The sequence below is a fragment of the Streptomyces sp. NPDC001920 genome (assembly GCF_053594495.1).
Window position 1 is genome coordinate 1 of sequence record NZ_JBSFEP010000011.1, and the last position, 21,496, is coordinate 21,496.

Annotated in this window: 14 protein-coding genes; 6 read left to right on the top strand and 8 right to left on the bottom strand. The window is 70.2% G+C overall.

All coding sequences use genetic code 11. The features are described 5' to 3' along the window. The first annotated feature begins 408 nt into the window (after positions 1 to 408). Together ACWCPI_RS19610 and ptsP are read left to right on the top strand one after the other, a co-directional pair. Positions 409 to 858, top strand: a complete 450-nt coding sequence (locus tag ACWCPI_RS19610; RefSeq protein ID WP_388807279.1) for a PTS sugar transporter subunit IIA — start codon at positions 409 to 411, stop codon at positions 856 to 858. 82 nt (positions 859 to 940) lie between these two features. Beyond that, on the top strand, positions 941 to 2,611 hold the full coding sequence (gene ptsP / locus ACWCPI_RS19615) for a phosphoenolpyruvate--protein phosphotransferase (protein WP_451039315.1): 1,671 nt from the start codon (positions 941 to 943) through the stop codon (positions 2,609 to 2,611). Between the two features lie 71 nt (positions 2,612 to 2,682). On the opposite strand, the gene ACWCPI_RS19620 is transcribed toward ptsP, so the two are convergent. Together ACWCPI_RS19620 and ACWCPI_RS19625 are read right to left on the bottom strand one after the other, a co-directional pair. Next, on the bottom strand, positions 2,683 to 3,576 hold the full coding sequence (locus ACWCPI_RS19620) for a hypothetical protein (protein WP_451039316.1): 894 nt from the start codon (positions 3,574 to 3,576) through the stop codon (positions 2,683 to 2,685). A 121-nt stretch (positions 3,577 to 3,697) separates the two neighbouring features. Continuing rightward, complete coding sequence (locus ACWCPI_RS19625; RefSeq protein ID WP_451039317.1) at positions 3,698 to 5,665, bottom strand: acetoacetate--CoA ligase; 1,968 nt, start codon at positions 5,663 to 5,665, stop codon at positions 3,698 to 3,700. A 211-nt stretch (positions 5,666 to 5,876) separates the two neighbouring features. Between ACWCPI_RS19625 and ACWCPI_RS19630 the strand changes: the two genes are divergently transcribed. Continuing rightward, positions 5,877 to 8,255: a glycoside hydrolase family 31 protein gene (locus ACWCPI_RS19630; protein ID WP_451039318.1), complete on the top strand. Its 2,379-nt coding sequence runs from the start codon at positions 5,877 to 5,879 to the stop codon at positions 8,253 to 8,255. Here the strand turns inward: ACWCPI_RS19630 and ACWCPI_RS19635 are convergent. Further along, positions 8,246 to 8,782 carry an NUDIX domain-containing protein gene (locus ACWCPI_RS19635; RefSeq protein ID WP_451039319.1) on the bottom strand — a complete coding sequence of 179 codons (537 nt, stop codon included), beginning with the start codon at positions 8,780 to 8,782 and terminating at the stop codon, positions 8,246 to 8,248. The two genes, ACWCPI_RS19630 and ACWCPI_RS19635, sit on opposite strands and share 10 nt — an antisense overlap. Before the next feature lie 208 nt (positions 8,783 to 8,990). Here ACWCPI_RS19635 and ACWCPI_RS19640 point away from each other — a divergent pair, with 208 nt between their 5' ends. From ACWCPI_RS19640 to glpK, 3 genes are all read left to right on the top strand, one after another. Beyond that, positions 8,991 to 10,637: an EAL domain-containing protein gene (locus tag ACWCPI_RS19640; RefSeq protein WP_451039320.1), complete on the top strand. Its 1,647-nt coding sequence runs from the start codon at positions 8,991 to 8,993 to the stop codon at positions 10,635 to 10,637. A gap of 482 nt (positions 10,638 to 11,119) precedes the next feature. Further along, complete coding sequence (locus ACWCPI_RS19645; RefSeq protein WP_451039321.1) at positions 11,120 to 11,917, top strand: MIP/aquaporin family protein; 798 nt, start codon at positions 11,120 to 11,122, stop codon at positions 11,915 to 11,917. A 19-nt stretch (positions 11,918 to 11,936) separates the two neighbouring features. Further along, entirely contained in the window at positions 11,937 to 13,457 is a 1,521-nt protein-coding gene (glpK, locus tag ACWCPI_RS19650; protein ID WP_451039322.1) for a glycerol kinase GlpK, read from the top strand. Positions 13,458 to 13,562: 105 nt separating this feature from the next. Here glpK and ACWCPI_RS19655 read toward each other — a convergent pair whose 3' ends face one another. From ACWCPI_RS19655 to ACWCPI_RS19675, 5 genes are read right to left on the bottom strand one after another with little or no spacing between them, the layout of a single operon-like run. Then, the gene (locus ACWCPI_RS19655) at positions 13,563 to 14,168 is read right to left on the bottom strand and encodes a GTP-binding protein (protein ID WP_451039323.1); all 606 of its coding nucleotides are present in this window, start codon (positions 14,166 to 14,168) and stop codon (positions 13,563 to 13,565) included. Then, positions 14,149 to 17,799, bottom strand: a complete 3,651-nt coding sequence (locus ACWCPI_RS19660) for a hydantoinase B/oxoprolinase family protein (protein WP_451039324.1) — start codon at positions 17,797 to 17,799, stop codon at positions 14,149 to 14,151. Before ACWCPI_RS19660 ends, ACWCPI_RS19655 begins: the two co-directional genes overlap by 20 nt. Positions 17,800 to 17,823: 24 nt before the next feature. After that, a complete protein-coding gene (locus ACWCPI_RS19665) occupies positions 17,824 to 18,219 on the bottom strand; it encodes a DUF742 domain-containing protein (RefSeq protein WP_451039325.1) in 396 nt (131 codons plus the stop codon). Positions 18,220 to 18,228: 9 nt separating this feature from the next. After that, positions 18,229 to 18,666, bottom strand: a complete 438-nt coding sequence (locus ACWCPI_RS19670) for a roadblock/LC7 domain-containing protein (RefSeq protein WP_451039326.1) — start codon at positions 18,664 to 18,666, stop codon at positions 18,229 to 18,231. Beyond that, complete coding sequence (locus ACWCPI_RS19675; RefSeq protein ID WP_451039327.1) at positions 18,663 to 21,491, bottom strand: nitrate- and nitrite sensing domain-containing protein; 2,829 nt, start codon at positions 21,489 to 21,491, stop codon at positions 18,663 to 18,665. The genes ACWCPI_RS19670 and ACWCPI_RS19675 overlap by 4 nt, the downstream gene beginning before the upstream one ends. Positions 21,492 to 21,496: the final 5 nt, after the last annotated feature.

A 21,496-nucleotide genomic window follows, 5' to 3' on the forward strand; every position in this document is an offset into this window, starting at 1 on the left:
GGCGTTGACTTTTGGCACGCTGTTGAGTTCTCAAGGAACGGTCGCTTCCTTCGTACTCACCCTCTCGGGCTTTCCTCCGGGCGCTTCCCTTCGGTGTTTCAAACTCTATCAGTGTTTTTCCGGCCCTCCGACCACCGTCCTGCAGGCATGCAGAAGGCGACCCAAGGATAGGATCTGATGAGTTTGATCTGCTGGGCGAGGACACACCGTGGCGCCTCTCAGCCCCAAGCAGGAGTACGACTGTACACGCGGCCTCGGAGCCGGTGCAAATCCGTTTGGGGTATGGTCTAGACCACTCCGGTGCGCTCACGCGGAACCGGCAGTTCAAGTGACATACCCTGCTGAACAGTGTGCCGTCCGGCACTGGCAGGGACGGCCATATTGATCTCCACCTCTGGGAGGCTTCCCATGACCACCGTGACGTCCCCGCTGGCAGGACGCGCCGTCGGACTGGCATCCGTGCCCGATCCTGTCTTCTCCGGGGCCATGGTCGGCCCGGGCACCGCGATCGACCCCGTGCGTGAGCCCTCCGAGGCCGTGTCGCCCGTGGACGGGGTCATCGTCTCTCTCCATCCGCATGCCTTCGTGGTCGTGGACGACCAGGGGCACGGTGTGCTGACGCATCTCGGTATCGACACCGTACAACTCAATGGAGAGGGCTTCGAGCTACTCGTGAACAAGGGCGACACCGTCACCCGCGGCCAGGGCATCGTCCGCTGGAACCCGTCGGCCGTCGAGGCTGCCGGTAAATCGCCGGTGTGCCCGATCGTGGCCCTCGAGGCCACGGCGGAGTCCCTCTCCGATCTGCGTGACAACGGCGATGTGAAGGCCGGCGACAGTCTCTTCCTCTGGAAGTGACGAGGTGCCGTCGCAATGACGGCAAGTAGAGACGACAACCACCGCGGCGGCGGGACCCGCCGCACTATCGGAGACGGGTGAGATGGAGACAACGCTGCGAGGCGTCGGTGTGAGCCACGGTGTGGCGATCGGCGAGGTACGGCACATGGGAACGGCGGTCCTCGAACCGCCGGCCAAGCAGATTCCGGCCGAGGACGCGGAGCGTGAGCAGGGGCGCGCTCGCAAGGCTGTGGAGGCGGTGGCAGCCGACCTCGTAGCGCGCGGCAATCTGGCGGGGGGCGAAGCCCAGGCCGTGCTCGAGGCTCAGGCCATGATGGCCCAGGACCCCGAACTCATGTCGGATGTGGACCGCCGTATCGCTGTCGGAAGCACGGCCGAGCGCGCCGTCTACGACGCCTTTGCCGCGTACCGCGAGCTGCTGGCCGGCGCCGGCGAGTACCTTGCCGGACGCGTGGCAGACCTGGATGACGTGCGGAATCGTATCGTCGCTCGTTTGCTCGGGGTCCCGATGCCGGGTGTGCCGGACAGCGACGAGCCGTACGTCCTCGTCGCCCGCGACCTCGCCCCGGCCGACACGGCGCTGCTGGACCCGACGCTCGTTCTCGGCTTTGTCACGGAGGAGGGCGGGCCGACCAGCCACAGCGCGATTCTGGCGAGGGCGCTGGGTGTGCCTGCTGTCGTCGCGCTGCCTGGTGCCGGTGAGCTGGCCGAAGGCACGGTCATCGCCGTCGACGGGAGCACCGGCGACATCTTCGTGAACCCGAGCGACGAGAAGAAGGCGGAGCTCGAGGCCGCTGCCGCGGCGCGCAAGGCCGCGCTCGCGGCGTCGACAGGCCCGGGCGCCACCGCCGACGGCCACAAGGTGCCGCTGCTGGCCAACGTCGGTGGGCCCTCCGACGTTCCCGCCGCCGTCGAGGCGGGTGCTGAGGGTGTCGGTCTGTTCCGTACCGAGTTCCTCTTCCTGGACGACAGCAAGAACGCCCCGTCGCAGGAGAAGCAGGTCGAGGCGTATCGGCAGGTTCTTGAGGCGTTCCCCGAGGGGCGTGTCGTCGTCCGAGTCCTCGACGCGGGGGCGGACAAGCCGCTGGACTTCCTGACGCCGGCCGATGAGCCGAACCCGGCGCTGGGTGTTCGCGGGCTGCGGACCCTGCTGGACCACCCCGAGGTGCTGCGCACTCAGCTGACCTCGCTCGCGAAGGCCGCCGAGGGGCTGCCTGTCCATCTCGAGGTCATGGCCCCGATGGTGGCGGACCGCGCCGATGCCAGGGCGTTCGCGGACGCATGCCGGGCGGCTGGGCTGCAGGCGAAGTTCGGCGCGATGGTGGAGATTCCGTCGGCCGCGCTGCGGGCTCGCTCGATCCTGCAGGAGGTCGAGTTCCTGTCCCTGGGAACGAACGACCTCGCGCAGTACACCTTCGCCGCAGACCGTCAGGTGGGTGCGGTGTCCCGTCTGCAGGATCCGTGGCAGCCCGCGCTGCTCGACCTGGTCTCGCTGGCCGCAGAGGCGGCCGAGGCCGAGGGGAAGAGTTGCGGCGTATGCGGTGAGGCTGCGTCGGACCCGCTGTTGGCCTGTGTGCTGACCGGTCTGGGTGTCACCTCCCTGTCCATGGGTGCGGCGTCGATCCCCTATGTCCGCGCGACGCTGGCGAAGTACACGCTGGCGCAGTGTGAGCGTGCCGCGGCGGCGGCGCGTGCGGCGGACAGTGCCGAGGAGGCGCGCCAGGCCGCTCAGGCGGTGCTGTCCGGCGAGTAGCCGGTGCGGTACGGCTGCACGCCGATCGTGCAGGGGGCGCTCCGCCGGAAGGTGGGGCGCCCCCCGCGCGTTCAGTGGTGGTGTCCCGGGGGCACCTCGTCATCGCCGAGGTCTGGCGGTACGCAGTAGTCGACGCCCGATTCGGGAGAGATGAGGTCCCCGGATTCGACGTCGGTGCAGTAGGCGTCGAAGACCTCGCCGGCGGTGAGGGGTTCCAGACGGTCTCCGCGCAGGCGCCATCCGTAGATGCGGTCCGTCCTGCCCGGGGCGCTGGTGCGCATGACGAGTCCGCCGGGGCTCCTCGTGGCGAGGCCGAGGGCCAGGACCGTGGTGAATTCCAGCGTTTCGGCCTCGTCCAGATGCGTGGTGCCTTGGGCGTCGCCGTCGGCGTGGAGGACGGAGACGAGCGTTTCCGGGGCTCCGGTCACGCTGCAGACGAGGTGCCGGTTGCCCGGTTCGGCGGTCTCCAAGATGCGCAGGAGGACGTTCGAGGCGCGGGCGTAGGCTGCGCGGCCGATGTCCTCGCCGCAGGTGGGGCAGGGGCCGAGTCGTGCGAGGAGTGTGGAGGCGTACTCCCAGGTGGCCTGTCGGATGGCTTCGTCGACGAGGGCCGGGACGAGGTCTGCCAGCGGTCGGCCGTCGTACGGGACGGTGGGGCCTGTGGCGGCCAGCTCGGAGGTGAAGCGTGTGCGGCTCGTCGGGATGTCGGGATCGAGCCCGGTTTCGGCGCAGTAGTCGGCGTACTCCTGTGGATCGAAGAGGGCGATCGTCGTGTGGCTGCCCTGGGAGGCCCGCGTCCTGAGGAGGGCCTCCACCTGTTCCAGGTAGATCTTGTGGTCGTCGAAGGTGAAGCTGCGATAGCGCCGCATGGCACGGAAATCGTGTTCGTCGGTCAGCAGGCCGATGGTGCCGGCGATTTCGCGGCGCAGGACGCGTCGCATCGTGTGGCGGTCGGTGTGCGCCATGGTTCCCCCTGTGCTGTGCAGTCGATCAATGCTCACTCACAGTAATCGGGGGCACTGACAACGCGGACGTGCCGGCCTCGGTACCCGCCCCGAGGCCGGTGTCGAAGGCCGGCGTGGTCGGTCAGGCGCGTTTGCGGGCGAGTTCCTCGTAGAAGTGCAGCAGGTCGAGGTTGTCGATGGAGCCCGGGTTGACCGCCTTCTCCAGGGGGGCGCCTTGGAGGAGGCGCTTGACCGGGACCTCGATGCGCTTTCCGGTGAGTGTGTGGGGGACGCCGGGGACTTCGATGATCTCGTCGGGGACGTGGCGTGGTGAGAGCTGGTCACGGATGGTCTGCTTGATGCGGTCGAGGAGGGCTTCGTCCAGGACTGCTCCGGGGACCAGGTGGACGAACAGGGGCATCCAGTAGCCGCCGTCGGGCTGTTCGATACCGATGACCAGGGATTCCTTGATCTCGGGGAGGCGCTCCACGGCTTCGTAGATGTCGGCCGAGCCCATGCGTACGCCCTGGCGGTTGAGGGTCGAGTCGGAGCGTCCGTGGATGACGACGGAGCCTCGTGAGGTGACGGTGATCCAGTCGCCGTGTCGCCACACGCCCGGGTAGGTGTCGAAGTAGCTGTCGTGGTAACGGCTGCCGTCGGGGTCGTTCCAGAAGTGGATCGGCATGGACGGCATGGGGTTGGTGACCACGAGTTCGCCCACCTCGTCGGTGAGCGGTCTGCCGCTGGGGTCCCAGGACTGCAGGTCGGTACCCAGGCCGGGGGCCTGGAGTTCGCCGACGTACACGGGGAGGGTGGGCACGGCTCCGGCGAAGCAGGAGCAGACGTCCGTGCCGCCGCTGACGGAGGCGATCCAGAGGTCGTCGCGGACCTCGTCGTGCAGCCAGCGGAAGCCGTCGGGCGGCAGCGGTGATCCGGTGGTGGCCACGCACCGCACGCGGGTGAGGTCGAAGTCGTGTGCGGGACGTACGCCGGCCTTGCGGCAGGCCATGACGTACGCGGCGGAGGTGCCGTAGAGGGTGGCTCCCGTGCGTTCGGCGATCCGCCACTGGGCGCCCGTGTCGGGGTACCCGGGGCTGCCGTCGTAGAGGACGATCGTGGTGCCGGTGAGGAGGCCGGAGACGAGGAAGTTCCACATCATCCAGCCGGTCGAGGTGTACCAGAAGAAGCGGTCCTCAGGGCCCAGGTCGCAGTGCAGGCCGAGCTGCTTGAGGTGTTCGACGAGGATGCCGCCCTGGGACTGGACGATGGCCTTGGGCAGGCCGGTGGTGCCGGAGGAGTAGAGCACCCAGAGGGGGTGGTCGAAGGGCACCTGCTCGAAGACCGGTTCCTCGTCGGCGGCGGTGAGGGCCGACCATTCCAGGGCGCCTTCGGGGGCGTCGGTGCCGAGCAGGGGGATGTGGACGACGGCTCGAAGGGTGGGCAGTTCGGCGCGGAGCTCGGTCACGATGTCGCGGCGGTCGTGCTCCTTGCCGCCGTATCGGTAGCCGTCGACGGTGAACAGGACGACCGGTTCGACCTGCTGGAAACGGTCCAGAACACTGCGGGCGCCGAAGTCCGGGGCGCAGGAGGTCCAGACGCCGCCCACGGCGGCGGTGGCGAGGAGGGCGACGACGGCCTCGGGGATGTTCGGGAGGTAGCCGCTGACACGGTCTCCTGGGCGTACGCCGAGGGCGCGCAGCTCGGCGGCCAGGGAGCCCACTTGGCGGCGCAGCTCGCGCCAGGCCGTGGGACGGGGTTCGTGCGTTTCGTCGACGTGCACGAGCGCGGGTTCGTCTGCGCGGGTCTCGGCGGCACGCAGGGCGTGCTCGGCGTAGTTCAGGGTCGCGCCGGGGAACCACTGGGCACCGGGCATGGAGCGATCGCCCAGTACGCGCGTGTAGGGGGTGGCGAAGCGTACGTCGAACCACTCGGTGACGGCTTTCCAGAAGGTGTCCAGTTCGTCGACCGACCAGCGGTGGAGGGCCGGGTAGCCGCCCTCGGAGGGGGCACCGTGGCGTTCCGCGGCCCAGGCCTGGAATCTGGTGACCTGGGCCTGTGCGATGCGCTGTGGATCTGGCTGCCACAGCGGCTGGGGGTTGGAGATCGACATGGGGCGGCTCCCGGACTGTGCGCGTCGTGTGCGTCCTCCGCGCACGGCGGGGTGTGCGCGTGACGCGGATGACACGGACGATGCCATGTGATCGACTTCTGCACCAGGGTGCGCCCCACACAGTCCGCGTCGTGAAGATGTGGTCCCGTCATGGGTGAACGGCAGTTGAACGCCACACGCGCGTGGGGCGGACAGTGGCAGGCTGAGCAGCATGGACGGTCGTGACCTGGTGCGTTCGATGAGGGTGGTCGGTTCTGTGGGGGCTGCCCAGGGGTTGCGTACCGTACGAGCGGCGTGGCGCAGGAGGCGCGTCGACGCCGAGGGGCTGCCGCCCCGGGGCGCGGAGCGGGCTCGGGTGCCCGGGCCGGTGCAGGACGTGCGGCCCGGGCCGGGGGGCGGTGTGATCCGGTTCAGCCGGTCCGAGCTCCACGTCGTCGTCACCGTGCACGGTGCCGTCTTCTGGGGGTGGGACGGGGCCGCTCCCGAGCCGTCGTACGCGCTTGCGGGACGTTGTCCGGAGCCGGACCCTCGGGCGGTGCTGGAGCCGGACAAGGACGGTGGCTGGCGCGTGGTGGCCGAGCGGGTGACGGTCGTGATCTCGCGGCACGGTGCGGTGGAGGTGCAGACGCCCGGTGGGGTGACGCTGCGCCGGGATCTTCCGCCGCGTTGGTGGGAGCCCGTCGGCGGTGGGTCGGCGCGGTGGATGCAGCGGTCGGAGGTGGCGGCCGACGCGAGGTTCTTCGGGCTCGGCGGGCGGGCGGCGGGTCCACGGTTGCGGAACGGCACGTACCGGCTGTGGAACACCGATCCCGGACATGCGTTCGACCCGGGCGATGATCCGCTGTACATCACCATGCCGGTGCAGCTGGTCGTGGCCGATGCGGCCACGCATCTGGTGTTCCACGACAATTCCTGGGACGGCACGGTGACCTTGCGCGAGGGCGAGGAGGGGGCTGGTTCGGGACATGACCGGGCGGGGACCAGCGAGTTGCGCATGGAGGGCGGCCCGCTGCGGTGCTGGGTGATGGTGGGCACCCCCGCGCGCGTGCTGCTCGTCTGGGCCTCTCTGACGGGTGCGGCCGCACCGCCCCCCGCGTGGGCACTGGGCCATCACCACGCGCGCTGGGGTTTCGGCAGCGAGCAGGAGGTGCGGCGAATCGTTTCGGGGTATCTGGAGCGCGACCTTCCGCTGGACGCGGTTCATCTGGACATCGACCACTACGACGAGCACCAGGTGTTCACGGTCGATCATGACAACTTCCCGAAACTGCCGCAGCTCGCCGAGGAGTTGCGGCGGGACGGGATCCGGCTGGTGTCGATCGTCGACCCGGCGGTCAGGGCCACGCCGGGCAACGACGTGTACGACAGCGGGACGACCGAGGACGCCTTTGTCAGGGATGCCTCCGGGCGGCTCGTGCGCGGGGTGGTGTGGCCCGGGGAGTCGGTCTTTCCCGATTTCACCCACGCGCGCGTGCGTGAGTGGTGGGGTGGTCTGTACGAGGAGCGTCTCGGGCAGGGGTTCTCGGGTTTCTGGCACGACATGAACGAGCCGACCTCGTTCGCCGCTTTCGGGGAGTCGACGCTGCCGCGTTCGGCGAGGCACTCCTTGGAGGGGCGGGGCGGAGATCATCGGGAGGCGCACAACGTCTACGGGCTGTGCATGGCCAGGGCGGGCTACGAGGGGCTGCGCGATCTGCTGCCGCAGGAGCGGCCCTTCGTCCTCTCCCGTTCCGGTTGGGCCGGCATGCAGCGGTACGGGGGGACCTGGTCCGGTGACGTGGCCACGGGGTGGCCCGGGCTGCGGGCGTCACTGTCACTGGTGATGGGCCTCGGGCTGTGCGGGGTCCCCTACTCGGGGCCGGACGTGGGCGGGTTCGACGGCAGCCCGTCGCCCGAACTTTATGTGCGGTGGTTCCAGCTGGCCGCGTATCTGCCGCTCTTCCGTACGCACGCGAGCCTGCGCGCGGGGCGCAGGGAACCGTGGGAGTTCGGTCCCGAAGTGCTGGAGCACGCGCGCGTGGCGCTCGTCGAGCGTCGGCGGCTGCTGCCGTACTTCCTGACGCTGGCGCATCTGGCCCAGCGCACGGGGGCGCCGTACGTGCGTCCGACGTGGTGGTCCGCTCCCGAGGACCGTGCGCTGCGCGACTGTGAGGACGCGTTCCTGCTGGGCGACTGTCTGCTGGTGGTGCCGGTGCTGGATCCGGGTGCCGACCGGCGTGCGGTGCAGCTTCCGCGGGGGCGCTGGTACGACACGGCGACGGAGCGGGCGTACGAGGGGCCGGGGCAGGTTCTCGTGGACGCTCCCCTGTCCCGGGTCCCCGTGCTCGCGCGCGCGGGTGCGGTCGTTCCCGTCCGCGGGGACGACGGCGGACTGGAACTGGAGGTGTGGGCGCCCGCCCGGGGACGTGCCGGGGGCGGGCTGGTGGTGCCGGATGCGGGAGACGGCTGGGACGAACCGGAGGTCGAGCGCTACGTCACCCGCTGGCGGGGCCGGAAGCTGGTCGTCGAGCAGGAGTTCGATGACGGCGTGCTCGCGTCGCCGTATCCCGTGCGCGTACGAGGACTCGGCGAGCGTGGAGCTCAGACGTAGCGGCCCTCGAAGAAGGCCCGTACGGCGAGGGTGTGCAGCGGGAAGGCGAGTTCCTCGGGCCTGCGCAACAGGTGCCAGCCCTCGGTTTCGTCCGTGGCCACCGACGTCGGCAGACGGTCGGCGGGCCGTTCCGGAAGGAGGCCGAACAGCAGCAGGTGCCCGTCGGGAGAGCTCATGGCGTCGGCGAGGCGTACATCGCGGCCGGCCGCGTCGATGCCGGTCTCTTCCTGGAGTTCGCGGACGACTGCTTGCCGCCAGTCCTCACGGTCGTCGATGTAGCCGCCGGGCAGAGCGATGCCTCCGCGCGCGGGGCCTACCGTGCGGGTGATGACGACCAGGGCGGTGCCCTTCGCGTCGTAGACGGGCTGGAGTGCGACCGCCACCGGAAGCGGATTGCGGTAGGCCACGGTGCCGCACGCCGGGCAGGTGCGGGGCCAGCCGGAAACGCCCTCTCCGTAGGGCGCGCCGCAGCTCGAACAATGGGAGCCCGCTGCGGAGTTGGGGGCGGAGTGCTGAGTTTCGGACACGCCGCGGACTGTATCCGATCACTGGAAGCGGGTCTTTCGGGGGTTGGTCACCCGTGCCTCGCGAGGGCTTTCGAGGGCCGCGGTGAGGCCGGCGTCCGAGATCGGATGCGCCCTGCGGTCGTCTACGCAGTGTGACCCGTCCGGAATGCTGCGTGAACGTCGTATGAACTGGGCTCGGGCGCGATCAGGCGGCGGACATCATGCTCCCGTGAGCTCCTGGACGGACACTCTCCGCTTCGCCTTCCAGCCAGTGGTCAACCTGACCACCTGCGGAGTCGCGGGGCTGGAGATACTCGCCCGCCCGGAAGCCGGTGACATCCTGGCCGAGGCCCGCCGTGATCCCGAAGTCGACGGCCTGCTGGCCGTGTCCGCCTTCCGTGCGGCGGTCCGCAAGGAGACGCTGCTGCCTCTGTACATCAACGTCTTCGCCGGAACTCTCGCCGACCTGGGCGGTCTCACGCCGTTGCACGACGTGGTGCGGGCGGCCGGGCGGCTGCCGTGGGAGGTGACGATCGACGTCGGTCCGCCGTACACGCACGTGCCTCAACGGGCGCTGCTGGAGGCGATCGGCGCGCTGCGGGAGCAGGGCTTCCGCATCAGCGCGGACGGTGTCGGTGACGGGGACCTGCCGCTGCGGTTGCTCACCGACATGGCGCCGGACCTGGTCAAACTGGACGCGTCCGCACTGTCGCGGCCCGCGGCGGTACGGGCGATGCGGATGCTTTGCGAGCAGTTGGACGCGCTCCTGTGCGTCGAGGGCGTGGAGACGGAGTCGCAGTGCGCGAGCGCGCGGTCGGGCGGTGCCCAGCTGGCTCAGGGCGAGCTGTTCGCTCCACCGGCCCGGCTGCCGACCGCTGACGTGTACGTTCCGCCGCGCTCCCCCGGCCCTGAGATGACGCGCCGCTCCGGCCCGTCGGTGCGCGAGTTCGTCCGGCCTGCGGCGCTGCTGCCCGCCACCGCCTCCGCGGGCCAGGTACGGGCCTTGCTGACCGGGTCACCGGACGTGTCCGGGGTGCTGCTGGTCGACGTGAACGGCGTGCCGGTGCGGTCGGTGCACCGTTCCCGCTTTCTGCTGTCGATGTCGGGCCGTTACGGCCACGCCCTGTACGCCGACCGGCCCGCGGCCAAGCTCGGCGATCCGCCGCGCGCGGTGGGCGTGGACGCCACCGCGTGGGAGGTGCTGGACGTGGTCGCGGTCGGGGGCCGGGACCGTACCTCGGACGACGTGGCCGTCGTCGACCGGTGCGGCCGTTGCGTGGGGGTCGTGCGGCTCGCGGACCTCGTACGGGCCCTGGCGGAGACCCGCGTCGAGGAGGCGGCCGGGCTCAATCCGCTCACCAGGCTGCCCGGGTCGGACGCGATCACCGGTGAGGTGGACCGGCGGATCGCGGACGGGCGGACCTTTGCGCTGAGTTGGCTGGACGTGGACCACTTCAAGCAGGTCAACGACGGGGCGGGGTTCGCGGCCGGCGACGAATTGATCCGGTCGGTGGGGCGGGCGCTGCAGCACGCGGCATCGGACACCACGCGCGTGGGGCACATCGGCGGCGACGACTTCCTGGTGCTCGCCGAACCGGACGGGCTGAATCCGCTGGTCGCGTCCGTGCTGGACGCGCCCTGGTCGGCAGGCGGGCGTCCCGTCACGCTTTCCCTGGCCACGGTCCTGTGCGCACCCGGCAGTGTGACCGACCACCGTCAGGCGGCCTCGTGTCTGGCACCCCTGAAGAAGGCCGCGAAGTCGTTGAGCGGAGTGAGCTGGGTGATGGGCCGCGCGGGGGTGCCCGGACACCAGATCCTGCGCGGGGCGGTGTCCGCCCAGGCCGAATGCGCGGTGGCGGAGCCGGGGCCGGGGTGAGACGCTTTTCCCAAACAGGGCGGCGGAGGCCGAAAGGTGTCCGTGCGGCCCCCATACAGTCACCCATGGCCTTCGATCCCTGCCGGGTTCAGCAGGAGCTTGCCTCCCCCGTCGACCTCAGCAGGGCCCAGGTGTCCGTCCCACCCCGAGCGGTCGTCCGGAAGCCCGTTCGGCGACAACCCGTGAATCATCGGCACACCCGCAACCGCTGGCGTCAGCGACCTTGACGCCCCCCGGACACCGGTGAACACTTCCCGGTGTCAGCCGACATCGCCGTACATTCTCGGCGTATCCACGCACTGCGCCGCGCGGTTCCGTCCGGACAAGCCCTTCCCTCACGGGCGAGTCGGCTGCGACGGCACGCTCGTCACGGACGCCGGGCGGGGCGCGGGACCCCCTGCCTTCGGCTGAAGTCGCCATGGGAACGCACCCTGCACGGAGGAACGGGGTCGATCGCCCCGGGCCAGGGCCTAGGAGCCGCCATGAGCAACGGAGACATATTCCTCGGCGAGTTGATCGGTACGGCGATACTGATCCTGTTCGGCGCCGGCGTATGCGCCGCCGTCACCCTGAGATTCTCCAAGGCGCGAGCTGCCGGCTGGATAGTGATCACGTTCGGCTGGGGTTTCGGCGTCCTCGCGGGCGCCTACACGGCCGCCCCGCTGTCCGGCGGTCACCTCAACCCGGCCGTGACCTTCGGACTCGCCATCGACACCGGCGTGTGGGACAAGGTCTGGGTCTATGTGCTCGGTCAGATGGCCGGCGCCATGATCGGTGCTGTGCTCTGCTACCTGACGTACATGGCTCAGTTCCAGGCCAACGTGCGGCAGACGGGCACCACGGACGGCACCGTGGACGAGCCGGTTCCGACGCTCGGCATCTTCTCCACGATCCCCGAGATCCGGAATCCGGTCGCCAACCTGATCACCGAGATCATCGGCACCATCTCCCTGGTGCTGCCCATCCTCGCCCTGGTCGGGAACAACAAGCACGTGGAGGGCATCGGCATCGGTCAGATCGCGGGTCAGGCCGACGGCATCTACGGCTCCGGCATCGCGATTCTGCTGGTCGCCCTCCTGGTCGTCGGTATCGGCCTCTCGCTGGGCGGTCCCACCGGGTACGCCATCAACCCTGCGCGCGACCTCGGCCCGCGCATCGTGCACACCTTCCTGCCGATTCCGAACAAGGGCACGTCCGACTGGGGCTACTCGTGGATCCCGGTCGTCGGTCCATTGATCGGCGGTGTACTGGCCGGCCTCATCTACAACGCAGCCTTCTGACTCAGCCCAAGGGGTAGCCATGACGGACAACGCCGAGAAGTACGTCGCCGCAATCGACCAGGGCACCACCTCCAGCCGCTGCATCATCTTCGACCGGAACGGCGCCATCGTGGCGGTCGACCAGCGCGAGCACCGCCAGATCTTCCCCAAGCCCGGCTGGGTCGAGCACGACGCCACCGAGATCTGGTCCAAGGTGCAGGCGGTGGTGGCCGGCGCGATCGCCAAGGCGGGGCTGCGCGCCGACCAGCTCAGCGCGCTCGGCATCACCAACCAGCGCGAGACGACGGTGCTGTGGGACCGCGCGACGGGCAAGCCGGTGCACAACGCGATCGTGTGGCAGGACACGCGCACGGCGGCCCTGTGCAACCAACTGGGTGGTTCGGACGGGCAGGACCGTTTCCGCGAGCAGACCGGGCTGCCACTGGCCAGCTACTTCTCCGGCCCCAAGGCGGCCTGGCTGCTGGACAACGTGCCCGGGCTCAGGGACCGCGCCGAGCGCGGCGAGATCGCCTTCGGCACCATCGACTCCTGGCTGATCTGGAACCTCACCGGCGGCACGGACGGCGGCCACCACGTCACGGACGTGACGAACGCCGGCCGCACCATGCTGATGAATCTGGAGACCCTTCAGTGGGACTCCTCGATCCTGTCCGCCATGAACGTGCCCGAGGCGATGCTGCCGGAGATCAGGTCCTCCGCCGAGGTGTACGGGACCGCCGTCGGGCAGCTGTCGGGCGTGCCCGTGGCCTCGGCCCTGGGCGACCAGCAGGCGGCCGTGTTCGGGCAGGCCTGCTACGACGTGGGCACGGCGAAGAACACCTACGGCACGGGCAGCTTCCTGCTGCTCAACACGGGCAACCGGCCGGTGCCCTCGAAGAGCGGGTTGCTGACGACGATGGGTTACAAGATCGGCAGTGAGGCGCCGGTCTACTGCCTGGAGGGGGCGATAGCCATCACGGGCGCGCTCGTCCAGTGGTTCCGCGACCAGCTCGGCATCATCCGCACCGCCGACGAGATCGAGTCCCTCGCGGCGAGCGTCGAGGACAACGGCGGCGCGTACATCGTCCCCGCCTTCTCCGGTCTGTTCGCCCCCTACTGGCGCTCCGACGCGCGCGGGGTCGTCACCGGACTGACGCGCTACGTCACCAAGGGGCACCTGGCACGGGCGGTGCTGGAGGCGACGAGCTGGCAGACGCGCGAGGTCGTGGACGCCATGTACCAGGACTCCGGGGTGCAGATCACCAGTCTGAAGGTCGACGGCGGCATGACGAAGAACAACCTCCTCATGCAGCACCAGGCGGATGTGCTCGACGTACCGGTGATCCGACCCAAGATCTCCGAGACGACCTGTCTGGGCGCCGCGTACGCGGCCGGGCTGGCCACCGGCGTGTGGAACGACCTGGACGAGCTCAAGGCGCACTGGGCGAAGGACGCCGAGTGGACGCCGTCCATGTCCGCCGAGACACGCGAGCGCGAGTACCACAACTGGCGCAAGGCGGTGGAGAAGAGCTTCGGATGGGAGGAGGACGGCGAGGGCTGAGGCAGGCGTCGAGCCTCACGACGGCGCACGCGCGCGTGCGTCGCGCATGAGCCGCGGCCCGTACCCCGGTCGGCGGGGGTACGGGCCGTGCCCACGCATGCGGCGTCAGGTGGCCACGGTCTGGCGGCGGTCGGCCTGGAAGGCCATCGCGTGCTGGACGACGCCGATGAGGACCTCCTTGACGGATTCCCGGTCGCGGGCGTCGCACAGCACCAGCGGTACGTCGTCGTCGAGGTCGAGGGCCCGCCGGATGTCCTCCGCCGGGTAACGGGCGGCTCCCTCGAAGCAGTTGACGCCGACCAGGAAGGGTATGGAGCGCCGTTCGAAGTAGTCGACGGCCGCGAAGCACTCCTCCAGGCGCCGGGTGTCGGCGAGGACGACGGCGCCGAGGGCGCCCTCCGAGAGTTCGTCCCACATGAACCAGAACCGCTCCTGGCCCGGTGTGCCGAAGAGGTACAGCACCAGGTCCTCGCGCAGTGTGATGCGGCCGAAGTCCATGGCAACGGTGGTGGTGCGTTTGCCCTCGACACCGCTGGTGTCGTCGACGGGACGTCCGGCTTCGGTGAGCAGTTCCTCGGTGCGCAGCGGCCTGATCTCGCTGACCGCGCCGACGAGGGTGGTCTTGCCCACGCCGAAGCCGCCGGCCACGAGGATCTTGAGCGTGACGGGCTCGACCGGAGGCTTACCGCGCTCAGAACGCCCGAAGATCATCGATCTCTTCTCCTGCTTGATGGGGGTCGCGCGGCGGTGGGCCGTAGCCCCCGCCGCCGGGGGTTTCGATGACGAGTACGTCGCCGGGGCCGACGTCCGCGGAGTCGCTTCCGGCGAGGGCGGCGACCGTGCCGTCCGCGCGTTCGACGCGGTTGGCTCCCAAGGCACCGGGCTCGCCTCCGGCCAGTCCGTACGGCGGGACCCTGCGGTGCTGGGACAGGGTCGAGACGGTCATCGGCTCGTGGAACCGGATGCGGCGCACGGCACCGTCTCCGCCGCGCCACCGCCCGGCGCCCCCGCTGCCGCGCCGTACCGCGAACTCGTCGAGGTGTACCGGCAGTCGCCACTCCAGTACCTCGGGGTCGGTGAGCCGCGAGTTGGTCATATGGGTCTGGACGACGGGAGCGCCGGGGAACCCGTCGCCGGCACCGGATCCGGAGGCCACGGTCTCGTAGTACTGGTGTCGCTCGTTGCCGAAGGTGACGTTGTTCATGGTGCCGGAGCCCTCGGCCTGGACGCCGAGCGCGGCGTAGAGGGCGCCCGTGATGGCCTGGGAGGTCTCCACGTTGCCCGCCACGACCGCTGCCGGGGGTTCGGGCGCCAGCATGGAGCCGGGTGGCACGAGGATCTCCAAGGGCCGCAGACAGCCGTCGTTGAGGGGGATGTCGTCGGCCACGAGGGTGCGGAAGACGTACAGGACGGCTGCGTTGACCACCGAGAAGGGGGCGTTGAAGTTCGTGTCCAGTTGCGGGGAGGTGCCGGTGAAGTCGACGGTGGCGGAGCGGTTCGCGCGGTCCACGCGTACACGTACGCGGATGACGGCGCCGGAGTCGGTCTCGTAGGCGTACTCGCCGTCGTCGAGGGCGTCGATGACCCGGCGCACCGCTTCCTCGGCGTTGTCCTGGACGTGTCTCATGTACGCCTGGACGACGTCGAGCCCGAAGTCGTCGATCATGCGGGCGACTTCTTCGACGCCCTTCTGGTTGGCCGCGATCTGGGCGCGCAGGTCGGCGAGGTTGGTCTTCGGGTTACGGGAGGGGTAGGGCGCCTCGGTGAGCAGACGGAGGGTCTCCTGCTCGCGGAAGCGGCCGTTCTCGGCGAGCAGCCAGTTGTCGAAGAGGATTCCCTCCTCCTCGATGGTGCGGCTGTTCGCGGGCATCGAGCCGGGGGCGATGCCGCCGATCTCGGCGTGGTGGCCTCGTGAGGCTACGTAGAAGAGGATCTCCGGATCACGCTCCGTGTCCGAGGTTTCCTCGGTGCCGAAGACCGGAGTGATCACGGTGACGTCGGGCAGGTGGGTGCCGCCGTGGTACGGGTCGTTGACCGCGTAGGTGTCGCCGGGGCGCATCCCGGAGCCGCGGCGGCGGATGACCTCTTTGACGCTGGTGCCCATCGAACCCAGGTGGACGGGGATGTGAGGGGCGTTGGCCACGAGGTTTCCGTCCGGGTCGAAGAGCGCGCAGGAGAAGTCCAGGCGTTCCTTGATGTTGACGGACTGGGCCGTGGACTCCAGGCGGGCACCCATCTGCTCGGCGATGGACATGAACAGGTTGTTGAAGACTTCGAGGAGAACGGGATCTGCTTTTGTGCCCAGACCGGAACTCTGCGTAATCGCCACGCGTTCCATGACCAGATGCCCGTCATCGGACGCCGCGGCGCGCCAGCCGTCGTCGACGACGGTCGTCGCGCTGGACTCGGTGATGATCGCCGGGCCGGTGACGGTGTGGCCGGGAGGCAGGTCCTCGCGGCGGTGGAGGGGTACGTCGCGCCAGGTACCGCCCGTGTGGAGGCGGACGGTTTCCGGGGCGGCCGGGCTGCCGTCCTGGGTGGCCTGGTAGGGGGAGAGCGCGGACAGATCGGGGGGTTCGGTGATGCCGGTGGCTTCGACGGAGAGCGCTTCGACGACGATCGGGCGGTCGAGGGTGAAGGAGTACGTGGCGCGATGACGTTCTTCGAAGGCGCGCCCCATCGTGCCGGGGTCGGTGAGCTCGACGGTGAGGGTGGTGTCGGTGCCGTCGTAACGCAGCTGGGCGCGGCGGGTGACCTCGATGCGGTCCTCGGGGACATCCTCTTCGAGGAGTTCGGTGCGGGCGGCCGTTTCGAGGTCGTCGGCCGTCTTGAGGACGCCGGGCATCGTGGCGGCTTCCAGCGGTGCCTCGACGGACTGCTCGCGCATGGCCGTGGTGTCGGCCAGGCCGATGCCGAGCGCGGACAGGACACCGGCCATGGGCGGCACGAGGACGGTACGGATGCCGAGCGAGTCGGCGACCATGCACGCGTGCTGGCCGCCGGCGCCACCGAAGGTGGTGAGGGCGTAGCGCGTGACGTCGTGCCCCTTCTGGACGGAGATCCGCTTCACGGCGTTGGCGATGTTGGCGACCGCGATCTGCAGGTACCCTTCGGCGACCTGCTCGGGTGTGCGGTCGTCGCCGGTCCGTTCGCGGATCTCGCGGGCGAGGGCGGCGAAGCGGTCCCGGACGAGGGCGTCGTCGAGGGGTTGGTCTCCGTCGGGGCCGAACACCGCGGGGAAATAGGCGGGTTGGACACGGCCGAGCATGACGTTGGCGTCGGTGACGGCGAGCGGGCCGCCGCCTCGGTAGCAGGCCGGTCCCGGGTCCGCACCCGCCGAGTCCGGCCCTACGCGGTAGCGGGACCCGTCGAAGTGGAGGATCGAGCCGCCCCCGGCCGCGACGGTGTGGATGTCCAGCATGGGTGCGCGCAGTCGGACGCCGGAGATCTGTGTGGTGAAGACGCGCTCGTACGCGCCGGCGAAATGCGAGACGTCGGTGGAGGTGCCGCCCATGTCGAAGCCGATGACGCGGTCGAAGCCGGCCAGCTGCGACATGCGGGCCATGCCGACGATGCCCCCCGCGGGGCCGGAGAGGACGGCGTCCTTGCCGCGGAACTGCCCGGCCTCGGCGAGGCCGCCGTTGGACTGCATGAACATCAGCCGGACGCCGCGGAGTTGCTCGGCGACGTGCTGGACGTACCGGCGCAGTACGGGCGAGAGGTAGGCGTCGACGACGGCGGTGTCCCCGCGCGGGACGAGTTTCATCAGAGGGCTGACCTCGCTGGAGAGCGAGATCTGCGGAAAGCCGACGCGGGCGGCGAGCTGTCCGACGGCCCGCTCGTGGGCGGGGTGGAGGTGACTGTGCATGCAGACGACCGCGACGGCGCGGATCCCGTCGTCGTACGCCCGACGGAGCGGACCGGCGAGGGCGTCGAGGTCGGGCACCCTCAGGACGGTGCCGTCGGCTGCGATGCGTTCGTCGACCTCGATGACCCGTTCGTACAGCAGCTCGGGGAGTTCGATGCGGCGCGCGAAGATGCGGGGGCGGTTCTGGTAGGCGATGCGCAGAGCGTCTCGGAAACCGCGGGTGATGATCAGCAGGGTCCGCTCACCCTTGCGCTCGAGCAGCGCGTTCGTGGCGACCGTCGTGCCCATGCGGACGGCCTCGACGGTGTCCCCGGAACCTTCCAGCAGTTCCCGTACGCCCGCGACCGCAGCGTCCGAGTAGCGCGCCGGGTTCTCGGACAGCAGCTTGTGGGTCAGAAGGCGGCCGTCCGGGCGTCGCGCGACGATGTCCGTGAAGGTGCCGCCTCGGTCGACCCAGAACTGCCAGCCTGTCACGTCACTACCCCGCTTCCACGCCGCTCACAGCGCCCGCAGGCCGTTGATCACGTCGCGCAGGATACTCTCGTCCACCAGCTCGGCCGGCGGTACGGGCCGGTTCACATGGACGAATTCAGCGTCCACGAGGTCCCCGATGAGGACCCGTACGACTCCGATGGGCAGGTCGAGCTCGGCGGAGAGTTCCGCCACGGACTGCGGGGCGTCACGGCACAGCCCGACGATGTCCACGTGCTCCGGGGACAGCGACGAGTCGCCTTCCGGATCGTCCGCGTGCGCTTCGGCGACGACCACCGCGATCAGGTCGAGGCGGTGCTGGGCCGCACTGGTGGTGCGGCCGCGCGTCATGGCGTACGGGCGAACGACCGGTCCTGCCTCGTCGTCGAACCAGTGGCTTCTTCCCTGACCCTCAGCGCTCATGCCATCCCACTACCCGCCCGAAGGCAGATCGGTGCGTGGAGCGCTGCCCAGATGCACGCCCACCCGCTTGACGAGGAGCGTCATCTCGTACGCGACCAGGCCGACGTCCGAGTCGGCGTCCGAGAGCACCGCGAGGCAGCTGCCGTCACCGGCGGCCGTCACGAACAGGAAGGCGTCATCGAGTTCGACGACGGTCTGCCGGACGTTGCCCGCCTCGAAGTGGCGGCCGACGCCCTTGGCGAGGCTGTGGAACCCGGATGCGACGGCGGCCAGGTGCTCACTGTCCTCGCGGGTCAGGTCCCTGGACACACCCGTCGGCAGGCCGTCCCCGGAGAGCACGAGGGCCTTACGGATGCTGGCGACGCGGTCCACCAGGTCGTCGAGGAGCCAGTTGAGCTCGCCGGACCGGGTGGTCGCGGTGTGGCCGGTCGTCTTTGGTGCGGTCATCGACCGTCCCCCTTAGTTCCTTGTGGTGCTGTGCCGCTGTGGGCGTCGTCGCCCGCGGCGTTCTCCTGGCGGCCACGCTGCCAGCCTCGCTGCAGCGAGGCCATGCGGCTGCGTACCTGGTCCGCGTCCCGCTCGACGAGCTCGGCCGGCTCCTCGGCGCGCCGGGCAGGGCCCTGCTTGAGCTGCGGAGCCAGGCTGGCCTGCCGTACGCGCCGGGGCAGGGCTCCCGAACCGGTGCTCGGGGCGGGGGCCTCGGGACCGGACGATGCGATCGCGGGTCGCCGTGGGCGCTTGGGGAGGACCGCGGGCTCCTCGGCCTCGCCTCGGCCGTGCCCGCCGACGGGTGAGGTGCCGGCCGGGTCACCGCTCCGGTCCGGCGTGCCGGGGGCCCGCCCGCGTGGGCCGGTACCGCGGCGGCGGGTCGGCAGAGGGGCGAGGCCGTTCTGTTCGGGTCGGCTCCGGCCGGTCGAGGGCTCCGGCTCCGCTTCGGCCCGCTCGTCCCGCCGGGAGCGCTGGTCGGTGACCGGGCGCCCGTGGGAGCTGACCAGCTTGGGAGTCCTGCGGCGAGGGAGGGGGACGGGGGCGCTCAGATCGTCGCCCTGCTCGGCCTGCTCCGGTCCGCTGCGGATGCCGGACACCGGGTGCGGGCCGATCGGGCCCTTCGCCTCCTCCTCGGGGCGGGTGAGGGCGCGACGGGTGCGGAAGAGCCCGCTGCCTTCGCCGTCCTCCCCGTCGAGCGTGTCCGGGAAGTCGCTGAGGGCGTCCAGATCGACCGGGGCCTCCAGCTCGACCGGGCCGTCCAACAGCGAGGTGGGGAGGCCGGGCACGCGGGCGGGGACCTGGGCGAGGGCGGCGCGGCGCGCCTCCTCCAGCTCGGCCTCCTTGGATGGGGCGGGCCGGTCGAGGCGGAAGCCGATGCCGTTGGTGTCCGGGACGTCATCGGTGAGCAGCGCGTCGGGGATGAAGACGACGGCCGTCGTGCCCCCGTACGGCGACGGCTGCAGCGAGACGCGGACGTTCTGCCGCTGGGCGAGTCGGCTGACCACGAACAGGCCGAGCCGGTCGGTGTCGGACAGCTCGAACTCGGGGGTCTCGGCGAGCCGGAGGTTGGCGTCCAGCAGGGCGTCGGCGGCCATGCCCAGGCCGCGGTCGTGGATCTCCAGGGTGAAGCCGTTGGCGACGCGCTCGCCCAGGACCTGGACGGCCGTGTGCGGTGGGGAGAACACCGTGGCGTTCTCCAGGAGTTCGGCCACGAGGTGGGTGATGTCCGCGACGGCCGGGCCGGTGACGGCGACGCGAGGCAGACGGCGTACCTCGATGCGCTCGTAGTCCTCGACCTCGGCGACGGCGGCACGCACGACGTCCATGAGCTGGACGGGTTTGCGCCACTGCCGGGACGGTGCGGCGCCGGAGAGGATCACCAGGCCTTCGGCATGCCGGCGCATGCGGGTGGTCAGGTGGTCGAGCCGGAACAGGTCGGCGAGTTCGTCGGTGTCCTCGGTCCGGCGTTCCATGGTGTCGAGGAGAGTGAGCTGCTTGTGCAGGAGGACCTGGCTGCGGCGGGCGAGGTTGACGAAGACCTCGGAGACGCCGGCGCGCAGTTCAGCCTGCTTGACAGCGGCCTCGACGGCCGCGCGCTGCAGGGTGTTGAGGGCTTGGCCGACCTCACCGATCTCGTTCTTGTCGTACTGCAGACGCGGCACCTCGGTCTCCACGTCGACCTGTTCGCCGACGGAGAGGCGTCGCATCACACTGGGCAGCCGCACACCGGACGCCTCGTGGGCCTCCAGCCGCAGCTGCCGTAGATCGCGGATGAGGCCGCGGCCGATGCGCACGGACAGGAACAGGGAGAACAGCAGGGCCAGAAGGCCGAGGACACCGGCGATGGCAGCCTTCATGATGACGCCCATCGCGACCGGGTTGACGCGCTCCTGATAGCGGTCGCCCGCTTCGTCGTTGAGTTTGCTGAGTTCGTCGAGAACGCTTCCGGCGGCGGCGTCCCAGGTCTTGGCGTCCACTCTGACGGGGCCGCCGGGCTGGGCGGAGATGACGGCTTGTTCGGCGACGTACAACGGGGCGGTGGAGGCGTTCTTCCAGAAGCGCTCGTAGCGTTCGCGCTCCGATGAGGGAAGGTCGGCGAGGCTGATCTCGTACATGAGAGTGCGCTGGGCGATGAGATCGGAGACCGCGCGTATCTCTTGGCGTGAGAGTTTGCCGACCACGAGGGCCGAGCTGAGCAACGCGTCCTCGCGGGACAGCAGTTCGCGGGCGTGGGTGACGTTGAGGAGGGCGCGGGCCTGCTTGTCCATCGCCACGCTGTCGATCCCGTCGAGGGAGCCCAGCAGGGCGTAACAGGGATCCACGAGCCGGTTGTAGAGGTCGAACGCCTTGGCGCGGGTGACCGTGCCGTCCTCGACGCTGCGACGCAGAGGGCTGATGCCGTCGAAGGCGTCCAGGACGGCGGTCAGACGCTCGCTGTCGCCCTGGTCCAACCCGTCACGGACATCGGGGTCCTTGGCGTTCTTGCGGATCTCCGCGACGGCGGTGTCCGTGGCGTTCCGGGTGGCTCGCAGCGCGGACAGGGCGTCCGAGGCCCGGCGGTCGGCGAGGTAGACCAGCGCCTGGCGGCGCTCCTGCTGCAGGACGCGGACAGCGTCCTCGGTGGAGTAGCCGATCTTCTCGACGAGGGACGACACCGTGAACAGCTGGGCCACACCTCGCCCTGTGAGTACCGTGGCGAAGCCCCAGATGGCGGCCAGGGACACCAGCGGCACGAGAAGCAGCGCCACCATCTTCCGGCGGATCGACTTCCCGCGAAAGTGCATGGCCT